The sequence below is a fragment of the Modestobacter sp. URMC 112 genome, from assembly GCF_053502575.1.
This window is the reverse complement of record NZ_CP199957.1, coordinates 4,840,901-4,857,722: the sequence shown is the minus strand read 5'-3', so window position 1 is coordinate 4,857,722 and position 16,822 is coordinate 4,840,901. Positions and strand designations below refer to the sequence as shown.

At 76.1% G+C, this 16,822-nt stretch carries 19 protein-coding genes; 8 read left to right on the top strand and 11 right to left on the bottom strand.

Translation table 11 applies throughout. The features are described 5' to 3' along the window. The first annotated feature begins 69 nt into the window (after positions 1 to 69). Entirely contained in the window at positions 70 to 759 is a 690-nt protein-coding gene (locus tag ACWIX6_RS23040) for a haloacid dehalogenase (RefSeq protein WP_448614773.1), read from the top strand. Positions 760 to 771: 12 nt separating this feature from the next. Here the strand turns inward: ACWIX6_RS23040 and ACWIX6_RS23035 are convergent, their stop codons facing one another. From ACWIX6_RS23035 to ACWIX6_RS23025, 3 genes are read right to left on the bottom strand one after another with little or no spacing between them, the layout of a single operon-like run. Further along, positions 772 to 2,157 carry an MBL fold metallo-hydrolase gene (locus tag ACWIX6_RS23035; RefSeq protein ID WP_448614772.1) on the bottom strand — a complete coding sequence of 462 codons (1,386 nt, stop codon included), beginning with the start codon at positions 2,155 to 2,157 and terminating at the stop codon, positions 772 to 774. A 32-nt stretch (positions 2,158 to 2,189) separates the two neighbouring features. Continuing rightward, entirely contained in the window at positions 2,190 to 2,906 is a 717-nt protein-coding gene (locus ACWIX6_RS23030) for a response regulator (RefSeq protein WP_448614771.1), read from the bottom strand. After that, positions 2,903 to 4,177 (bottom strand): sensor histidine kinase, encoded by a 1,275-nt coding sequence (locus ACWIX6_RS23025; RefSeq protein ID WP_448614770.1) that lies wholly within the window; start codon positions 4,175 to 4,177, stop codon positions 2,903 to 2,905. Before ACWIX6_RS23025 ends, ACWIX6_RS23030 begins: the two co-directional genes overlap by 4 nt. Positions 4,178 to 4,272: 95 nt before the next feature. On the opposite strand from ACWIX6_RS23025, the gene ACWIX6_RS23020 reads away from it, so the two are divergent. From ACWIX6_RS23020 to ACWIX6_RS23005, 4 genes are all read left to right on the top strand, one after another. Beyond that, a complete protein-coding gene (locus tag ACWIX6_RS23020) occupies positions 4,273 to 4,497 on the top strand; it encodes a hypothetical protein (RefSeq protein WP_448614769.1) in 225 nt (74 codons plus the stop codon). 143 nt (positions 4,498 to 4,640) lie between these two features. Beyond that, the gene (locus tag ACWIX6_RS23015; RefSeq protein WP_448614768.1) at positions 4,641 to 5,900 is read left to right on the top strand and encodes an MFS transporter; all 1,260 of its coding nucleotides are present in this window, start codon (positions 4,641 to 4,643) and stop codon (positions 5,898 to 5,900) included. A gap of 147 nt (positions 5,901 to 6,047) precedes the next feature. Beyond that, positions 6,048 to 6,443: a DUF485 domain-containing protein gene (locus ACWIX6_RS23010; RefSeq protein ID WP_448614767.1), complete on the top strand. Its 396-nt coding sequence runs from the start codon at positions 6,048 to 6,050 to the stop codon at positions 6,441 to 6,443. Then, complete coding sequence (locus tag ACWIX6_RS23005; RefSeq protein ID WP_448614766.1) at positions 6,436 to 8,094, top strand: solute symporter family protein; 1,659 nt, start codon at positions 6,436 to 6,438, stop codon at positions 8,092 to 8,094. The genes ACWIX6_RS23010 and ACWIX6_RS23005 overlap by 8 nt, the downstream gene beginning before the upstream one ends. Before the next feature lie 103 nt (positions 8,095 to 8,197). Here the strand turns inward: ACWIX6_RS23005 and ACWIX6_RS23000 are convergent, their stop codons facing one another. The 3 genes from ACWIX6_RS23000 to ACWIX6_RS22990 all read right to left on the bottom strand — a co-directional run bounded on the left by ACWIX6_RS23000 (position 8,198) and on the right by ACWIX6_RS22990 (position 10,289). Continuing rightward, the gene (locus ACWIX6_RS23000) at positions 8,198 to 8,500 is read right to left on the bottom strand and encodes a hypothetical protein (RefSeq protein WP_448614765.1); all 303 of its coding nucleotides are present in this window, start codon (positions 8,498 to 8,500) and stop codon (positions 8,198 to 8,200) included. Positions 8,501 to 8,603: 103 nt separating this feature from the next. Beyond that, complete coding sequence (locus tag ACWIX6_RS22995; RefSeq protein WP_448614764.1) at positions 8,604 to 9,467, bottom strand: manganese catalase family protein; 864 nt, start codon at positions 9,465 to 9,467, stop codon at positions 8,604 to 8,606. A gap of 111 nt (positions 9,468 to 9,578) precedes the next feature. Continuing rightward, a complete protein-coding gene (locus tag ACWIX6_RS22990; RefSeq protein WP_448614763.1) occupies positions 9,579 to 10,289 on the bottom strand; it encodes a sensor histidine kinase in 711 nt (236 codons plus the stop codon). Between the two features lie 106 nt (positions 10,290 to 10,395). Here ACWIX6_RS22990 and ACWIX6_RS22985 point away from each other — a divergent pair, with 106 nt between their 5' ends. Both ACWIX6_RS22985 and ACWIX6_RS22980 read left to right on the top strand, forming a co-directional pair. Beyond that, positions 10,396 to 11,073, top strand: a complete 678-nt coding sequence (locus tag ACWIX6_RS22985) for a response regulator (RefSeq protein ID WP_448614762.1) — start codon at positions 10,396 to 10,398, stop codon at positions 11,071 to 11,073. 96 nt (positions 11,074 to 11,169) lie between these two features. Then, positions 11,170 to 12,276, top strand: a complete 1,107-nt coding sequence (locus ACWIX6_RS22980) for an SDR family NAD(P)-dependent oxidoreductase (RefSeq protein WP_448614761.1) — start codon at positions 11,170 to 11,172, stop codon at positions 12,274 to 12,276. Between the two features lie 9 nt (positions 12,277 to 12,285). On the opposite strand, the gene ACWIX6_RS22975 is transcribed toward ACWIX6_RS22980, so the two are convergent. The 5 genes from ACWIX6_RS22975 to ACWIX6_RS22955 all read right to left on the bottom strand — a co-directional run bounded on the left by ACWIX6_RS22975 (position 12,286) and on the right by ACWIX6_RS22955 (position 16,376). Beyond that, the gene (locus tag ACWIX6_RS22975) at positions 12,286 to 12,927 is read right to left on the bottom strand and encodes a pentapeptide repeat-containing protein (RefSeq protein ID WP_448614760.1); all 642 of its coding nucleotides are present in this window, start codon (positions 12,925 to 12,927) and stop codon (positions 12,286 to 12,288) included. A gap of 33 nt (positions 12,928 to 12,960) precedes the next feature. Then, the gene (gene yidC, locus ACWIX6_RS22970) at positions 12,961 to 13,701 is read right to left on the bottom strand and encodes a membrane protein insertase YidC (protein WP_448614759.1); all 741 of its coding nucleotides are present in this window, start codon (positions 13,699 to 13,701) and stop codon (positions 12,961 to 12,963) included. A gap of 237 nt (positions 13,702 to 13,938) precedes the next feature. After that, on the bottom strand, positions 13,939 to 14,265 hold the full coding sequence (locus ACWIX6_RS22965) for a DUF6412 domain-containing protein (RefSeq protein ID WP_448614758.1): 327 nt from the start codon (positions 14,263 to 14,265) through the stop codon (positions 13,939 to 13,941). A gap of 38 nt (positions 14,266 to 14,303) precedes the next feature. Then, the gene (locus ACWIX6_RS22960; protein WP_448614757.1) at positions 14,304 to 15,842 is read right to left on the bottom strand and encodes a PH domain-containing protein; all 1,539 of its coding nucleotides are present in this window, start codon (positions 15,840 to 15,842) and stop codon (positions 14,304 to 14,306) included. Positions 15,843 to 15,860: 18 nt separating this feature from the next. Further along, on the bottom strand, positions 15,861 to 16,376 hold the full coding sequence (locus ACWIX6_RS22955; protein ID WP_448614756.1) for a PH domain-containing protein: 516 nt from the start codon (positions 16,374 to 16,376) through the stop codon (positions 15,861 to 15,863). Between the two features lie 56 nt (positions 16,377 to 16,432). On the opposite strand from ACWIX6_RS22955, the gene ACWIX6_RS22950 reads away from it, so the two are divergent. Continuing rightward, positions 16,433 to 16,768: a rhodanese-like domain-containing protein gene (locus ACWIX6_RS22950; protein ID WP_448614755.1), complete on the top strand. Its 336-nt coding sequence runs from the start codon at positions 16,433 to 16,435 to the stop codon at positions 16,766 to 16,768. The last annotated feature ends 54 nt before the right edge of the window (positions 16,769 to 16,822 follow it).

Below are 16,822 nucleotides of genomic sequence, written 5' to 3'. Positions count from 1 at the left end.
GGCTGGATCGTCGGTGTCGGGAGTGCCCGCCGAGGGGCGCGGTCAACCGTCCTCCGCGATCATGGTCCGGTGGCCTGGGTGACCTTCGACCTGTTCAGCGCGCTGATCGACGCCCGCACGGGCGGGTCGGCCGCGTTGTCCCGGGTCGCGTCGGGCCACGGCTGGGACGCCGACGGCGGCGAGCTGTACGACGAGTGGGACACCCGGAACAAGGCCGCCCAGAAGGACACCCCGCAGGGCGGGGGTGCACCGTGGGTGCCGTTCGCGGAGCACTGCCGGCGCGCGCTGGCCGCCACCTACGCCGCCCGGGGACTCACCGCCGACCCCGCCGTCGCCGCGGCCGACACCGCCGCCCTGCTCGACACGCTGCCCGACTGGCCGCTGTGGCCGGACGTGGCCGCCGCGCTGCCCGAGGTCGCCCGGTCGCACCGGGTCGGGATCCTGTCCAACGTCGACGACGTCCTGTTCCGGCGCACCCGGGCCGCCGCCCTCATCGGCGACCCGGACGCCGTCCTCACCAGCGAGCGGCTGCGGGCGTACAAGCCGCACCCCGAGATCTACCGGCGTGCGGCCGCGGCCGGGGTGGACGTGCACGTGCCGGCCTCGGCCCGGGACACCCGGGGTGCGCTGGAGGCCGGGCTCGCCGTGGTCCGGGTCGAGCGGCCGGGGCACCGGGTCGACCCGGACGGTCCCGCCCCGCAGCACGAGGTGGCCGGGCTGGACGAGCTGCCGGCGGTGCTGGCCCGCCTCGGGGCCTGACCGCCGGCGCCGTCACCGGCGGGGCGCGAGCCGCCGCGGCCGCGGCGTCGCCGGGCCGACCGGTCGGCCCTCGCCCGAGCCGACCGCCGACCACCAGTCGGTCAGCGGCGGCGGGGTCAGCGCGTCGACCCGCTCACCGGGGCGGGGGACGACCAGCCGCACCCCACCGCGGAGCGCCCCCGCGGCCAGCCGCTGGACCGGCTCGGCCCACCGGTGGAAGGCCAGGTTGAACGTCGCCCAGTGCACCGGCACCAACACGTCGCCGCCGAGGTCGCCGTGCGCCCGGAGCGCCTCCTCCGGGTCCATGTGCATCGGCTTCCAGGCGTCGTTGTAGGCGCCGATGGGCAGCAGGGTGAGGTCGAAGGGGCCCAGCCGGGCGCCCACGGCGGCGAACGCCGGGGTGTACCCGGTGTCCCCGCCGAAGAAGACCCGGTGCCGGGGCCCGGTGACCACCCAGGACGCCCACAGCGTGGTGTCCCGGGCGAAGAACCGGCCGGAGAAGTGCCGGGCCTCGGTGCAGGTGAGGGTCAGCCCGGCGACTGTCGTCGCGCCGTCCCAGTCCAGCTCCACGATCCGGTCCTCGGGGACCCCCCAGCCGCGCAGGTGCGCGCCGATGCCCAGCGGGACGACGAACGGTGCGGACTGCTCGCGGACCAGCGCCCGGACGGTGGGCACGTCGAGGTGGTCGTAGTGGTCGTGGCTGATCAGCACGGCGTCCACGCGCGGCAGGGAGGCCAGCGGGGTCGGGGGCGCGTGCAGGCGACGGGGGCCGACCAGCGGGGACGGCGACACCCGCTCGCCCCACACCGGGTCGATCAGCACCCGCCGGCCGTTGACCTCCAGGAGTGCGCTGGAGTGCCCGAACCAGGTGACCGCGAGGTCGCCGGCCTGCTCGGGGATCCGTGGGGTCACCACGGGGATCGGCGCGGCCGGCAGGCCGGTGTGCCGCTCCCCGTGCACCTGCCGCAGCAGCCCCGCGCGGGCGCTGGCGGGGGGCAGTGCCGGGGTGGGCAGGCTGTTGTGGAACTTCCCCTCGCTGAAGTGCGGGGAGCCGGTGACGGTGGGCCGCAGCCGGCGCCGGCTGGCACCCAGGGCGGTGGGCAGCCCCCAGGCGGCCCGGGCGACCCACTGGGCGCCGCTGAGGAGGGCGGTGGTGGTCACGACGGTGGCGGTGCGGCGGACGGACGACACGGTCCCAGCATCCCCTGCCCGGCTGTGCGGCGGCGACGGGGTGCAGTGGGCGGGGAGCGCAGGGTCAGGGCGCTCCAGGCCCGCGGCGGTGGCGACGACGACGATCGCGGCGATCTGCGGCACCGGGACGTCGAGCACGACCACCCCGACACCGTCGCGCCCGGCGCCGTCGTCCCGCGTCGTCTCCCGGGCGGGTTCCCGGGTCATCCCCCGGTCGGACGCCAGGCGCTGGGCCTGCCTCAGGGGGCGTCGCGGAGCAGGTCGGCGGGGGCGACCAGTCCGGTGCGGTAGGCCAGCACCACGGCCTGCACCCGGTCCCGGGAGCCGGTCTTCGCCAGCACCCGCCCGACGTGCGTCTTCACCGTCGCCTCGCTGACGAACAGCCGGCCGGCGATCTCGGTGTTGGTCGCGCCGTAGGCCATCAGCTCCAGCACCTCGCGCTCGCGCGGGGTGAGCTCGGCCAGCGACCGGTCGTCGGTGGCGACCGCCGCCGGGGTCGCCGACCCGCGCAGCAGCGGGGCGACGTGCTGGAGCAGCCGCCGGGTGGAGCTGGCGGCGATCACGGCCTCGCCGGCGTGCACCGTGCGCACGGCGGCCAGCATCTCCTCGGGCGGTGCGTCCTTGAGCAGGAACCCGCTGGCGCCGGCGCCGATGGCGGAGACCACGTACTCGTCCAGGTCGAACGTGGTCAGCACGACGACCCGCGGCGGGTCCGGCATGACGGTGATCTGCGCGGTCGCGGCGATGCCGTCGGTGCCGGGCATCCGCACGTCCATCAGGACGACGTCGGCGGGGGTCCGGCGCACCAGCTCCACCGCCGCGTCCCCGTCCCCGGCCTCGCCGACCACGGTGAGGTCGGGCTGGGAGTCGATCACCATCCGGAAGCCGGCCCGGACCAGCTGCTGGTCGTCGACCAGGACGACGCGGACGGGGGCGGCTGCTCCGGGTGCGCTCATCGGACCGGACGGTAGGGGAGGAAGGCGTGCACCCCGAAGCCCCCGCCGTGCCGCGGCGCGGCGGACAGCCGGCCACCGTGCAGCTCCGCCCGCTCCCGCATCCCGAGCAGGCCCTGCCCCAGGCCGTCGCCGCGCTCGGCGACCAGCGCCCGGGCGGCCGGACGCCCGCGCAGCGCGTCCTCCAGCAGCCCGCCGTCCAGCACCTCGGTGTCGGCTCCCGGGTCGGCGACCGCGGCGGCCGCGCCGCGGCCGTCGTCCAGCACGGCGACCTCCAGCCCGTCGGGCCGCCAGTGCAGCCGTACCCAGGCGCGGCTGGCCGGCCCGGCGTGCTTGAGCACGTTGGTCAGCGACTCCTGCACGATCCGGTAGGCGGCCAGCTGCGGGCCGGGGCCCAACGGCTGGGACGCGCCTTCCACGATCAGGTCGACGTCCAGCCCGCTTGCCCGGACGTCGGCCACCAGCCGGTCGATCGCGGCGACATCGGGCTGCGGCGCGTACTCCTGCTGGCCGCCCTCGCGCAGCACCCCGAGCAGCGTCCGCATGTCGGTGAGCGCCTGGCGGCCGGTGGCGGCGATCGCCTCCAGCGCCCCGGTGGCCGCGGCGGGGTCGGACCGGCCGGCGTAGCGGCCGCCGTCGGCCTGGGCGATGACCACCGAGAGGGAGTGGGCGACGACGTCGTGCATCTCGCGGGCGATCCGGGCCCGCTCCGCGGTCGCGGCCAGGCGCACCTCCTGCTCGTGCTCGACCTCCAGCAGCCGGGCCCGCTCGCGGAGCCCGACCAGCTGCTGCAGCCGGGCCCGGCGCAGGTCGCCCAGGGCCCAGGCGGCCACCACGGTGACGGCGATCGCGCCGGCGGCGGTGAGGAAGGCCTGGGCGTCGCCGTAGTAGGCGTACCGGCCGGCTGCCAGCACCGCCCCGGCCAGCCCCGCGGCGAGCCCGGCCCGGCCGGCCCAGCGTGGGGCGTAGGCGGCCAGCGCGTGGACCATCACCAGTGCGGCCACGTCGGCCGGCAGGAACGTGTCGACGACCGCCAGCTGGAGCAGCCCGGCCAGCACCACGGCAGCCGCGGCGGCGAGCGGTGCCACCCGCCGCCAGGCCAGCGGGACGGTGAGCAGCAGCCCGACGGGCAGCGCGTCGCCGTCGTAGCTGCCACCGACACCGGCCAGCACGAACACCGTGCAGAAGCAGACGACGCCGGCCAGGACGGCGTCGACGGCGAACGGGTGGCCGCGCAGCCAGGTCGCCAGACGCTCGATCAGCGGCTGGTCCATGCCGCCGACCCTAGGGACCGCGGACGGCGGAGTCGTCGTCCCGCGGGGTGAACCGCGCGTCGTCCTGCGGGATGACCCGTCGGTACCGTCCGGCGGTGTCGTCCCTGCGGATCACCCCCGCCGTGCCCGCGGACGCCGGCGAGCTGCTGACCCTGCAGCGGGCCGCCTTCGTGACCGAGGCGCAGGTCTACGACGACCCCCGGCTGCCCGCCCTGGTGGAGACCCCCGACGAGCTGCGGAGCGCGCTGGGCGGTCGCTGCGGCTCTACCGGCGGGCCGGGTACGTCGAGCAGCGGCGCGAGCGGGTGGACGACGTGCTGACGTCCGTGCACCTCGGCAAGGTCCTCCGTCCCCCGATCCCCTGACAGGCTCGGGGCAGGTCGGCCCCGGTCGGAGGTGACGGACCGGTCCGGCTCCCGGGGGCCCGGCCGGTCGGGCCGGTCCGGGCTGGCAGGGTCGGGGCGGTGACCCGTCCCCTCGGCCCGGCGTTCCGGCGGCTGCTCGCCGCCAGCGCGTCGGCCAACCTGGCTGACGGGATCACCCGGGTGGCGCTGCCGCTGCTGGCGGCCAGCCTGACCCGCGACCCGGTGCTGGTCGCCGCGCTGACCTCGCTGGCGTTCCTGCCCTGGCTGCTCTTCGCCCTGCCGGCCGGCGCGGTCGTGGACCGGGTGGACCGCAAGCGGGCCATGGCCGCGGCCACCACCGTGCGGGCACTGGCGCTGGGCGCCCTCGGCGTCACCGTGCTGACGGGGACCGCGTCGCTCGCCGTCCTCTACGTCGTCGCCTTCGGCGTCGGGGTGGCCGAGACGTTCTACGACAGCGCGGCCCGGGCGATGCTGCCGCAGGTCGTCCGGCGCGACCAGCTCGACCGCGGCAACGGCCTGCTGACCGTGGGGGAGACCGCCGGTGAGGGCTTCGTCGGCGCGCCGGTGGGGGCGGCGCTGTTCGCGGTGGCCGCCGCGGCCCCGTTCCTGACCACGGCGGCCGCCTACGCGCTGGGCGGCGTCCTGGTCTGCACCGTCGCCGGTCGGCACCGGCCGACCCGCGCCGACGGCGGTGGACCGGCCGGCATCGGGCGGGACGTCGCCGACGGGGTGAGCTGGCTGTGGCGGCACCGCTTCCTGCGCGGCCTCACCCTGGTGTCGGCCAGCACCTCGGGCCTCCAGTCGCTGACCACCGGCGTCCTGGTGCTCTGGGCCCTGGAGGTGCTGCGGGTCGGCGAGGCGGGCTTCGGGCTGCTGATGACCGCCTCCGGCGTCGGCGCGGTGCTGGGCGGGCTGGTCGCGGCGCCTCTCGGCGCCCGGTTCGGCCGCTCGCCGGTGCTGGTCGCCGGTGCGGTGGTCGCCGGGCTCGCCACGCTGGGCTCCGGGCTCACCTCGCACGGCCTCGTCGCGGCCGCGCTGATGGCCGCCGGTGCGGTGGGGGTGATGTTCTGGAACGTGCTGACCATGTCGCTGCGGCAGGCGATGATCCCGGCCGAGCTGTTCGGCCGGGTCCAGGGCGGCTACCGCACGCTGGTCTGGGGGGCGATCCCCCTGGGCGCGCTGCTGGGCGGCCTGCTCGCCGACGCCACCACGGTGCCCACGGTCTTCGTGGTCGCGGGCTGCGCCCAGCTGGCGGTCGCCGCGGCGCTGTGGCGGCTGCTCGCCGTCCACCGGGACGCCGTCCGGTCCGCGCTGGCGGCCGGGGACGAGCCGGCCTCCGCGGACCGGACGGACCCGTGACCAGGACCGATGCGCCCGCGTTCCCGGGGGCCGACCGTCCCTGGTCACTTCGCGGTCACGTCTGGCGCACCGCCCCTCGCCGACGGGCGGTACGCAACCTAGGGTGACTCCGATCACCTCTCAGGCCACGCACACGGAAGGTGTCCCGTGACCCAACCTCCAGAACGCAGGCTCCTCACCCCCGAGGAGTACCGGGCGGCGCAGAACAGCCCGGAGTTCGTAGACCTGAAGCGGCGGTTCCGCCGGTTCGCCTTCCCGATGACCGTGGCGTTCTTCACCTGGTACGTGCTCTACCTGCTGCTCTCCACCTACGCCCCGGACTTCATGTCCACCCCCGTGCTCGGCAACATCAACATCGGGATCCTGCTCGGCCTGGGCCAGTTCGTGACGACGTTCGTCATCACCCACGTCTACGTCGCGCACGCCAACCGGCAGACCGACCCGATCGCCGACGAGATGCGCGGCCGGCTCGAGGCGCACGAGTTCGCCGAGGGCGGCCGGTCCACCGGTCCGGCCGGCACCGAGGGGGCGTCCCGTGCGTGACGTCACCGCCGCCGCCGCGGCGACCGAGACGATCGGCAACCCGATCATCAACATCTCGATCTTCGGCGTCTTCGTGCTCATCACGCTGGCCATCACGTTCAAGGCCAGCAGCAACAACAAGAGCGCCGCGGACTACTACGCGGCCGGCCGCAACATCAGCGGCACCCAGAACGGCCTGGCCATCGCCGGCGACTACCTGTCGGCCGCCTCGTTCCTCGGCATCGCCGGGGCCATCGCCGTCTACGGCTACGACGGCTTCCTCTACTCCATCGGCTTCCTCGTCGCCTGGCTCGTGGCGCTGCTGCTGGTCGCCGAGCTCATGCGCAACACCGCCCGCTACACGATGGCCGACGTCCTTGCGTTCCGGATGCGGCAGACGCCGGTGCGCATGGCCGCCGCGATCTCGACGCTCACCGTGTCGCTGTTCTACCTGCTGGCGCAGATGGCCGGTGCCGGCGGGCTGGTCACCCTGCTGCTCGGGGTGAGTGGCGAGGCGGCCCAGGCCATCGTCGTCACCATCGTCGGCGCGCTGATGATCTTCTACGTGCTGGTGGGCGGCATGCGCGGCACCACCTACGTGCAGATCATCAAGGCGACGCTGCTCATCTTCGGCGCCTTCGTGATGACGGTGTGGGTGCTCGGCAAGTACGGCTTCAACCTGTCCGCGCTGCTCGGTGGCGCGGCCGAGAGCTCCGCCGCGGCCGCCACGCCGCGGGACGTCCTCGCCCCGGGAGCCCAGTACGGCGCCACCGGGACGTCGAAGCTGGACTTCCTCTCCCTGGGTCTGGCCCTGGTGCTGGGGACGGCGGGCCTGCCGCACGTGCTGATGCGCTTCTACACCGTGCCCACCGCCAAGGACGCCCGTCGTTCGGTGGTGTGGGCGATCTGGCTGATCGGGATCTTCTACCTGTTCAGCCTGGTCATCGGGTACGGCGCCGGCGCCCTCGTGGGAGCCGACACGATCCTGGGGGCACCCGGTGCGGTGAACGCGGCCGCGCCGCTGCTGGCCTTCGAGCTGGGCGGGACAGTGCTGCTCGGCGTCATCGCCGGGGTCGCGTTCGCGACGATCCTCGCCGTCGTCGCCGGCCTGACCATCACCGCGTCGGCGTCCTTCGCCCATGACGTCTACGCGTCGGTGATCAAGAAGGGGCAGGTGTCCGGGAACGGGGAGGTGCGCGTCGCCCGGATCACCGCGATCGTGATCGGCGCCATCTCCATCGGGCTGGGCATCCTGGCGCTCCGGGCGGGCATCAACATCGCCTTCCTGGTGGCCCTGGCGTTCGCCGTCGCCGCGTCGGCGAACCTGCCGACGATCATCTACACGCTGTTCTGGAGCCGCTTCACCACCCAGGGCGCGCTGTGGTCGATCTACGGGGGGCTGATCGCCTGCGTGACCCTGATCATCTTCTCTCCCGTCGTCTCGGGTGCGCCGGTGAACCCGGCGACCGGGCTGAGCCCGTCGCTGCTGCAGGACGTGGACTTCCACCTGTTCCCGCTGAACAACCCCGGCCTGGTGTCGATCCCGCTCTCGTTCTTCCTGGGCTGGCTCGGCACGAAGCTGTCCAAGGAACAGCCGGACGAGCTCAAGAACGCCGAGCTCGAGGTGCGGTCGCTCACCGGCATCGGGGCGGAGAAGGCCGTCGAGCACTGAAGAAGGACCCTCCTGCCCCCCACCGCTCGCACGCTCGTGGAACGGCCCCGCTGCAGGGGCCCGCGGCGAGCTTGCGAGTCGTGGGGGGCAGCGGGGTCCTTCTTCAAGCGGTCGCCGGGGCGACGGCGGGGGCCTCCTCGGGGAGCACGGTGTCGACGGCGGCGGTCGCGGCGGTGACCGCGCCGACGGCGGAGCGGCGGCGGTGCACCGCCCAGCGGGCGGTCAGGCCGGCCAGGACGACGAGCCCGGCCAGCGTGTTCGCGCCGGGCGCGGTCAGCGCCACGAGCACCGCCGCGAGGTAGACGGCGGTGAGCAGCAGGGTGGCGACGGGCAGCGGACGCCCGGTCGACCGGGGCAGGGACAGGCGCAGCGCGGGGACGTGCAGGACGGGGCTGGTCAGGTGCACGGCAGGACCTCCGGGTCGGGGGCGGCCCGCCGGCCGGCGTCCCAGGCCCGCGGGAGACGGGTCCGGGGCGCCGGCACGGCGACGGCGCAGGGGAGAACGGGTCCTACTTGAGGGCGTCCTTGGCCTTCTGCAGCAGGGAGGTGCCGGGGGCGGGCGGCGTGCCGTACAACCGCGGGTCGCCCGGCGGCAGGATCGGGGCGTCGGCGTGCGCGGCGATCGGGGCCGCCCGGAGGACGTTGTCCGTCCCGTCCAGGGCCGGACCGCTGGCCCACCGCCCGGAGGCGGCCTCGGGGCCGTCGGACGCGTCGATGAACGTGTAGGCGAACTCCGGGAGCTCCTCCTCCAGCGGGAACGCCTCGGGGACCGGGATGCCGTCCAGACCGTCGGCCTTGAGCTCCTCCATCGCGGCCAACCACTGCTGCTGGTGCATGTGGTCCCGGGTGAGGAGGAAGCGGAGCAGGTCCTTCACGCCGGGGTCGTCGGTCATGTTCCACAGCCGGGCGACCTGCAGCCGGCCCTGCATCTCGGCGGTGGCGTTGTAGGAGAAGTCCGCGTACAGGTTGCCGCTGGCGGTCACGTAGGCGCCGGTCCACGGGTTGCCCATGCTGTCCATGTAGGAGGCGCCGGCACCGTTGACGATGGCGTGCTGGGGGTTGTGCTGGCCATAGCCCGCGGCTGCCTCCTTGGTGCGGTCCGCGGCGTCCGGCTTGAGCGGCACGTGGTCCAGCAGCCGGTCGATCATCGTCACGATCATCTCGACGTGCGCCAGTTCCTCGGTGCCGATCGCCAGCAGCATGTCCTTGTACTTGCCGGGCAGCCGGCAGTTCCAGCCCTGCAGCAGGTACTGGGTGGCGACGGTCATCTCGCCCCACTGGCCGCCGAGCACCTCCTGCATCTTGCGGGCGAAGTCGGCGTCCGGGCCGTCCGGCTTGGCCTCGAACTGCAGGGCGTGGGTGTGCGTGAACACGGGCGTCTCCCTCTGCGGTGGTCGCTGTCGCCGCCCTCGCGGTGACACCACTGGGATGCCCCTCCCCGCTGTCACCCCCGTGCCGTCCCGTGGCCCCCGGGGGCCGACCTGTCAACGGTCGGGGAGTCGGACGACGAGGGTGAACGCCCCGTCGTCGTCGGTGCACCAGGCCAGCCGGCCGCCCAGCTCGCGGGTCTGCCGCTGCACCGACCACAGCCCCAGCCCGGTGAGGTCCACCGGCGGCTCGCTGCGGGTCAGGTGTCCCAGCACCCGGTCGGTCGGCACGCCGGCCTGGGTCAGCGCGAGGTCCACCCAGTCGGCGCGGCGGGCGACCCGCAGCCCGACCGGGGCCCCGCCGCCGTGCCGGTGCGCGTTCTCCAGCAGGTTGGTGAGGATGCGCTGCACCCGGGCGTCGGCCACCGCGACGTCGCAGGCGTCCCCGGCGATCTCCACGCGGAGCTGCTCGGGCGGGAGCCCGGAGGCGGCCACCGAGGCCCGGACCACGTCACCGAGCCGGCGCAGGCCACGGCGCTCCGGTGCGCCCCCGGTGGCGTCGGCGGTGCGCAGCATGGAGGACAGCTGGGAGGCCTGTTCCCGGGCCAGCTGCACCAGCTGCGGGTGCGTGTCGGTGTCGAGGTGGTCCAGCACGGACTGCAGCGCGGCCAGCGGGCTGCGCATGTCGTGGCACAGTGCCCGGACCAGGGCGTCCGCCGGGGCCACCGGTGGCACCGCCGTCGGGCGCAGCCGGTTCCGCAGGACCCCCAGCAGGTCGGTGAGCAGCCCGGTCGGGGCGGACGGTCGTGTGTCGGTGGACAGGGTCACGGGCACCTCCAGGAGTGCGGTCGGTCAGCCACGCCGGACGCGGTCCGGGGCAGGGGGACACGTGGAGGAACACGCGATCGGTGCCGGGGCTGGGCACGGTCCTCCGGTGGACGTGGTCGTCATCGACGACCACCCGCTGTTCAGCCGAGGGCTGGCGTTGCTGCTGCCCCCGGTGAGCGGTGGCCGCGTGCAGGTCGTCGGGACGACGGACGACGCGTCGGCGGGCGCCGCGCTGGTCCGCCGGCACCACGCCGACGTCGCCGTCGTGGACCTGCACATGCCCCCGCCCGGGGGTGTCCGGGCGATCGCGGCCATCCGCCGGACGGAGCCGCTGACCCGGGTCGTCGCCCTGTCCGGACTGGCCGAGCCGGACGCGGCGCTCGAGGCGCTGCGCGCCGGTGCGGCCGGCTTCCTGCCCAAGACGGCGACGCCGGAGGCGCTGGTCCTCCCGCTGCTGGCGGTGCTGGACGGCTGGTCGGTGGTCCCGGAGCCGCTGCTCCGCCAGCTGCTCGACGACGCCGCGCCCACCGGCGACCAGGGCATCGCGGAGCGGCTGACCAGCGACGACCGGCGGCTGTGGCGGCTGGTCGCCGCCGGCACCAGCACCGTGGACATGGCGACCACGCTGCACGTGTCCGAGCGCACGGTGAAACGGCTGGTGGCCGGCCTGCTGCGGCAGCTGGGGGTCAGCACCCGGGTGGAGGCGGCCGCCCTCGCCGGCCGCGTCGGCCTGGACGGGCCCGACGGGTCCGGGCGTGGAGCCGCGCACTCGTGGGGGCACTGACCGGCCGCGCATCGACCCCGCCCTACCCGGGCGGGTGATCCACACGCACGACCCGCCCGGACGTGCCGGTCGGAGCGGCCCGGTTAGGGTCCGCGCATGCCCGCACGGATCGTCCTGCTCGGCGCCACCGGGCACACCGGTGGGCGCACCGCCCGGGCGCTGGCCGCCCGCGGGGCGCGCCCCGTGCTGGCCGGCCGCAGCCCGGCCCGGCTGGCGCCCCTGGCCGCGGAGCTGGGCGGGGACGGCGGCCCGCTGGAGACCGTGACGGTGGACGTCGCCGATGTGGCGAGCGTGCGGCGACTGGTCGGGCGCGGCGACGTGCTGGTCACCACCGTCGGGCCGTTCCTGCAGCTCGGTGAGGCCGTCGTGGCTGCCGCCGCGGACGCCGGCGCGGTCTACCTCGACTCGACCGGCGAGCCGCCGTTCCTGCGGCGGGTGTTCGAGCGGCACGGTCCGCGTGCCGAGGCGACCGGCGCCGCGCTGCTCACCGCCTTCGGTCACGACTACGTCCCCGGGACCCTCGCCGGGGCGCTCGCCCTGGCCGAGGCCGGCCCGCGGGCCGCCCGGCTGTCGGTGGGCTACGCGCTGGACGGCGTCCACGGGCAGGCCTTCTCCCGCGGGACCCTGGTCTCGCTGATCGGGGTGGCGCTGGAGCAGGGGCACGCCTTCGAGGGGGGCCGGCTGGTCGACCAGGCCGCCGCCGTCCGGTCCTGGCAGTTCATCGTGGGCGGCCGGACCCGGCACGGGCTGTCCGTCGGCGGCGCCGAGCACCTGACCCTGCCGCCGCTGGCCCCCACGCTCACCGACGTCGGCGTCCACCTCGACTGGTTCGGGCCGGCCACGCCGGTGGTGCACCGGCTCGCGCCGCTGACGCCCTGGCTGGCCCGGGTCCCGGGGGTGCGGGACGCCGTGCCCCGGCTCGCGGCCTTCGTCGGGGGCCGGGTGGCCGAGGCGCCGTCGTCCGGTGGGCAGGTGTCCACCCGGGTGCTGGCCGAGGTGCGCGACGCCGCCGGCGTGCGCGTCGCCGCGGTGGCGCTGCGCGGCCCCGACCCGTACGCGCTGACCGCTGACCTGCTGGCCTGGGGCGCGGTCCGGGCGGCCACCGAGGGGGTCCGGGGCACCGGCGCGCTGGGCCCGGTCCAGGCGTTCGGCCTCGACGAGCTCAGCGCCGGCGCGGCCGGCGCCGGCCTGGTGCGGACCTGACCGGCCGGCTCAGCCGACCGTGATGCCCAGCTCGGCGGACAGGTCCGGCGCCCACGCGACGAGCTGGGCGGGGTCGATGGTGCAGCCGCGCAGCCCGGCGACGCCGTCCAGCCGGTCCACCCGGGCGCTCCGCAGGTCGACCGATCGGCAGCGGGCCCCCTCGAGCACCAGCGAGCCGATCGTGCAGCAGGTCAGCCGCAGGTCCCGCAGATCGGCGCCGGCCAGGTCCAGTTCGCCGACCGTGCACCCGGCCAGGGTCACGTCGACCAGCGTGGCGTTGCGCAGGCCGAGGTAGTCCACCTTCAGGTCACCCAGCCGGACCCGGGTCAGGTCGCTGCCGTGCGCCGTGACCGCGCCGAACCGGCCGCCCTCCACCACCACGTCCAGCAGCCGGGCGTCCAGCAGCGACCAGGCCGAGGAGCGGACGCCGGTGAGCAGACAGGTGGCCAGCCGAGCCCGGTCGAAGCCGACGCCGCCGAGGTCGCAGTCGGCCAGCACGCACTCGAGGAACCGGGCGCCGGTGGCGTCCCCCGTGAGCGCAGCACCGGAGAAGCGCACCCCGTCCGTGGTCTCCCCGCCGCGGAGCTCGGACCCGGGTGCCGGATCCGTCGGCGGCAGCAGCGCCGCCAGCTCGTCGGCGTCGATCGGCACGGCTCCTCCTCCGGTCCCGGCAGCCTGCCGGTCTCAGCGCGGTGGCGGGAACCGGCGGAGCAGCACGACCTGCTGGCCGAGGGTCCACAGGTTGCTGGCAGCCCAGTACAGCAGCACCCCGATCGGGAAGAGGAACCCGGAGGCGAACAGCGTCAGCGGCATCCCGTAGAGCAGCAGGCCCTGCACCGTGGCCGCCGGGCCCTGCACCGGCCCGGACCGGCGCTGCACCAGCCGCTGGGTGAGGAAGCCGGCCAGGGACATGGCGACCATCAGCAGCAGCGGGACCGCCCAACTCGCCGGCAGCCCGGCCAGGGTGAACGAGCTGGCCAGCGGCGCGCCGAGGACCTCGGCCTGCGCAGCCTGGCGGGTGAGGGCGTCGGACCAGCTGTAGAGCCCCTCCGCGTCCGGGGAGATCCGGCGGAGGACGTGCAACAGGGCCAGGAACACCGGCGCCTGCAGCAGGGCGGGCAGGCAGCCGGGCAGCGGGCTGACCCCGCGCTCGCGCCGCAGCGCCAGCACGGCGGCACCGGCTCCCTGCAGGTCGTCGCCGTGCCGGGCGCGGAGGGCGTCGACCTCGGGCTGGAGGGCCTGGGCGGCGCGGTGCGAGCGCATCTGGGCGACGGCGAGCGGGAGCAGCAGCGAGCGGACGGCGACGACCAGCAGGAGGACCGCCAGCGCCCAGGCGCCGCCGCCTGCCGGGTCGAGGACGGTGGAGAACAGGGCGTGGCACTGCTTGAGCACCCAGGCGATGGACGTGTAGAGCCAGTCGAGCACGGGGGACCTCGAGTCGTGAGGAGGAGGCGTCGGCGCGGCGCCCGTGGCGCGGAGCGGCACGGGACCGGGACGCGGGAGAGGGAGGGAGCCGGCTGCCGCCGGGAGCGGCAGGAGGCGTCGGAGCGCACGGGCAGGCGGCCGGTACGGGACCGGGGCTGCCGGGGGCGAGGCGCTGCGGACGTACCGCTCAGGCGGTGCGGGACGCCCGCCGGGGGCGGGCGCCGCGTCGGCAGCGGGTCAGGCGGGTTGCGGTGCGCGCGGGCGGACGCGACCGGGGGCGTCCGGGCTCGTCTGGCGCCGGAACACCCCGCGGTGGCAGCGCTCGTCGGCTGCGGGTGCGTCCGGCGACCGGGCGGACCCCGGTGCCGGGACGGTGGAGCGGGCGGCCGGGAGCAGCAGGCCGGTGGTCAGGGCCAGCGCGAGGACGGCGCTCAGCGCGGTGCCCGGGGCGTCGAGCGGCAGCACCGTCGCCAGCATCCCGAGCGTGGAGACGAGCACGACGACGCGGACGGCGACGGCGCGCAGCATCAGCGCCCGCAGCACGACCTCGGCTCCGCTCCCCACGGCCCCAGTGTCACCCGTGGCGGCGGCGCTGGGCAAGATCACCGGTGCCGTGGCGCCCGGACGGGTCGGTCCGGCACGCGCAGGGTGCCCGCCCACCGGCCCGAGGCGGCCTCGGCGAAGGCGGCGGCCTCGTCGGCGGCCATGTCGACCGCTGCGTAGCCGCCGCTGCCGGCGCCCACGCAGGCCAGCACGGTGGCCAGCCCCGCCCGGCGCTGGAAGGGGCTCTGCCGCACCTGCCAGCCGATGACGGCCCGGCGCTGCAGGACGGTGTGCGAGCGCAGCAGCCAGCCCGAGCGGACGGCGAGCGACCGCGGCCCCGCGGCGTGGCCGAGGGCCGCGTACCGCCCCAGCCCGAGCGGCACGCCCAGCACGGCCAGCACGGCGCCGGCGACCGGGACGCCCCACCAGCCCAGCGCGGCGGTGGCCGGGACGCCGGCAGCCAGCAGCACGAGCCCGGGGACGACGGAGCGCACCACCGCCCGCCGCCGGGCCGCCGGGGGGTGCGGACGCAGTGGCCGGGGCGCCTCGACCAGCCGTTCACCCAGCGCCCAGGCCTGCTCGCGTGGACCCAGGGGCAGCAGCTGGCCCCGGCGGGTGGCGTCCCCGAGCCCGGTGACCAGCGCGCTGGCCCGGGCCGCCCCGACCAGCCGCATGCCCAGGCCCTCGCTGACGGTGTAGCCGCGGATGCGGTCGATCTCCAGCTCGGTGTGCCGGCGGGTGACCAGCCCCCGGACGGCGACCAGCGACCCGCCGCGGCGGACCAGCCGGAAGCGCCAGTTGACCACCGCCGCACCGACGACCGACCCCAGCACGAGCAGCAGCAGGGCGGCTGCCACGGCGGCGGCGACCGTCCAGCCGTCCACGACGTCGGGGCCGCGGACGTCCGGGACGTAGCGCTCGGGCAGCTCGTCGAGCAGCCGGCCGAGCGCGCCCACGGCGGCCAGCGGCACGGCGAGGTAGCCCCCGACCAGGGGGGCGTAGAGCAGCCAGCGGTTGTCGAAGCGGGCGATCTCCTCCTCGACGGCCGCGACCGGACCCGCCGGCCCGCCGCCGTCCCCGCTGTCGTCCCCGGCGCCGTCCGGAGGCACCGCCGCGGACCGGTCGCGGCGGGTGAGCAGCAGCGCGCGCAGCCGGTCCCCCTCGGCCCGGGTCACCCCGTCGACCAGCAGCTCCTCGGCGCCGCCCACCGCCGAGCCGGCGGCCGCGTCGATGCGCACGCGGACCAGGCCGAACACCCGGTGCATCAGCGGCGCCTCCACCTCCACACCGCGCACCCGGTCCAGCGGCACGGTGCGGACCGAGCGGGTGACCAGGCCGCGGGTGACGACGACGCTGCTCTCGCCCACGACGTAGCTGAAGCGCCACCAGGTCACCGCCGCCCACAGCAGCGAGAGCAGCGTGATCCCCACGACCAGCGCCGCGACCGTCCACGCCCCGTCGTCCAGGCCGCGGGCCGCCCCGACGCCCAGCACCACGGGGACCAGCGAGCGGGCCTGCCGGAAGGTGACCGTGTGCACCAGCAGCACCCGGGGTGAGGTGCGCCGTCCCGGGACCGGCGGGGCCGACCCGTCGATCACGGACCGCTCACAGGGCGCTCACGTGGCCTCGTCCCGGACCAGCTCGGCCCGGCGGGCGAGGTCGTCGGCGACCCGCCGGGCGACGTCGGTCTCCAGGTGCGGCACCCGGACCGTCCCCTGCGAGGAGGCGGTGAGCACCAGCACGGTGGACAGCCCGAACAGCCCCTGCAGGACGCCGCGGGTGACGTCGACGGTCTGGATCCGGGAGATCGGCACCAGCGTCCAGGTCCGGGTCAGCCAGCCGGTCAGGGTGTAGACGGCCTCGTCGGTGACCTCCCACCGGTGCACCCGGTAGCGCAGCCGCGGTCGCACCGCGACGGCCACGATCCCGTGCACCGCCGCCAGTACCGGGAGCGCCCAGTGCGCGACGCCGGCCAGCGGCCCGGCGTCGGCGGGGACGAGCAGGAGGAAGGCGGTCACCAGCAGCACGTCGACGACCGTGGTGACGACGCCCTGGGTGAGCCACAGGCCGATCGCCGAGCGGGACAGCGACCAGGCCGGGTCGCGGACCGGGGCGGGCGGGGGAGCGGGCATCACGCCCCATATTGGCAGCGCCGGCGGGCGACGTGCCGCGTGCCACGATGGAGGGCATGACGATGCCCCAGCAGGTCCCCACCGTGCCCGCGTCGCAGCTGCCCGAGGACGCCGTCGTGCTCGACGTCCGGGAGGACGACGAGTGGGTCGCCGGCCACATCGAGGGCGCCACGCACATCGCGATGGGCGACGTCCCGGCGCGCCTGGACGACCTGCCCGAGGGCGACCCGCTCTACGTCACCTGCCGCGGGGGTGGCCGCTCCGCGCGGGTGGCCGCCTGGCTGAACCAGAACGGGTACGACGCGGTCAACGTGGGCGGCGGCATGGGCGAGTGGCAGGCGGCGGGCCGGCCGATGGTGAGCGAGACCGGCCAGGAGCCCTTCGTCCGCTGACGGCCGTCGGGGTCGGGCGGGGGTGGTGGACCCGTCGGGAGCCCGACGGGTCCA

What these genes read in the sequence shown, in the direction of transcription:
- ACWIX6_RS23035 (WP_448614772.1), bottom strand. Translation starts at nt 2,157, where the DNA reads ATGACCCGGGAACCCGCCCGGGAGACGACGCGGGACGACGGCGCCGGG.
- ACWIX6_RS23030 (WP_448614771.1), bottom strand. Translation starts at nt 2,906, where the DNA reads ATGAGCGCACCCGGAGCAGCCGCCCCCGTCCGCGTCGTCCTGGTCGAC.
- ACWIX6_RS23025 (WP_448614770.1), bottom strand. Translation starts at nt 4,177, where the DNA reads ATGGACCAGCCGCTGATCGAGCGTCTGGCGACCTGGCTGCGCGGCCAC.
- ACWIX6_RS22980 (WP_448614761.1), top strand. Translation starts at nt 11,170, where the DNA reads ATGCCCGCACGGATCGTCCTGCTCGGCGCCACCGGGCACACCGGTGGG.
- ACWIX6_RS22955 (WP_448614756.1), bottom strand. Translation starts at nt 16,376, where the DNA reads ATGCCCGCTCCCCCGCCCGCCCCGGTCCGCGACCCGGCCTGGTCGCTG.
- ACWIX6_RS22950 (WP_448614755.1), top strand. Translation starts at nt 16,433, where the DNA reads ATGACGATGCCCCAGCAGGTCCCCACCGTGCCCGCGTCGCAGCTGCCC.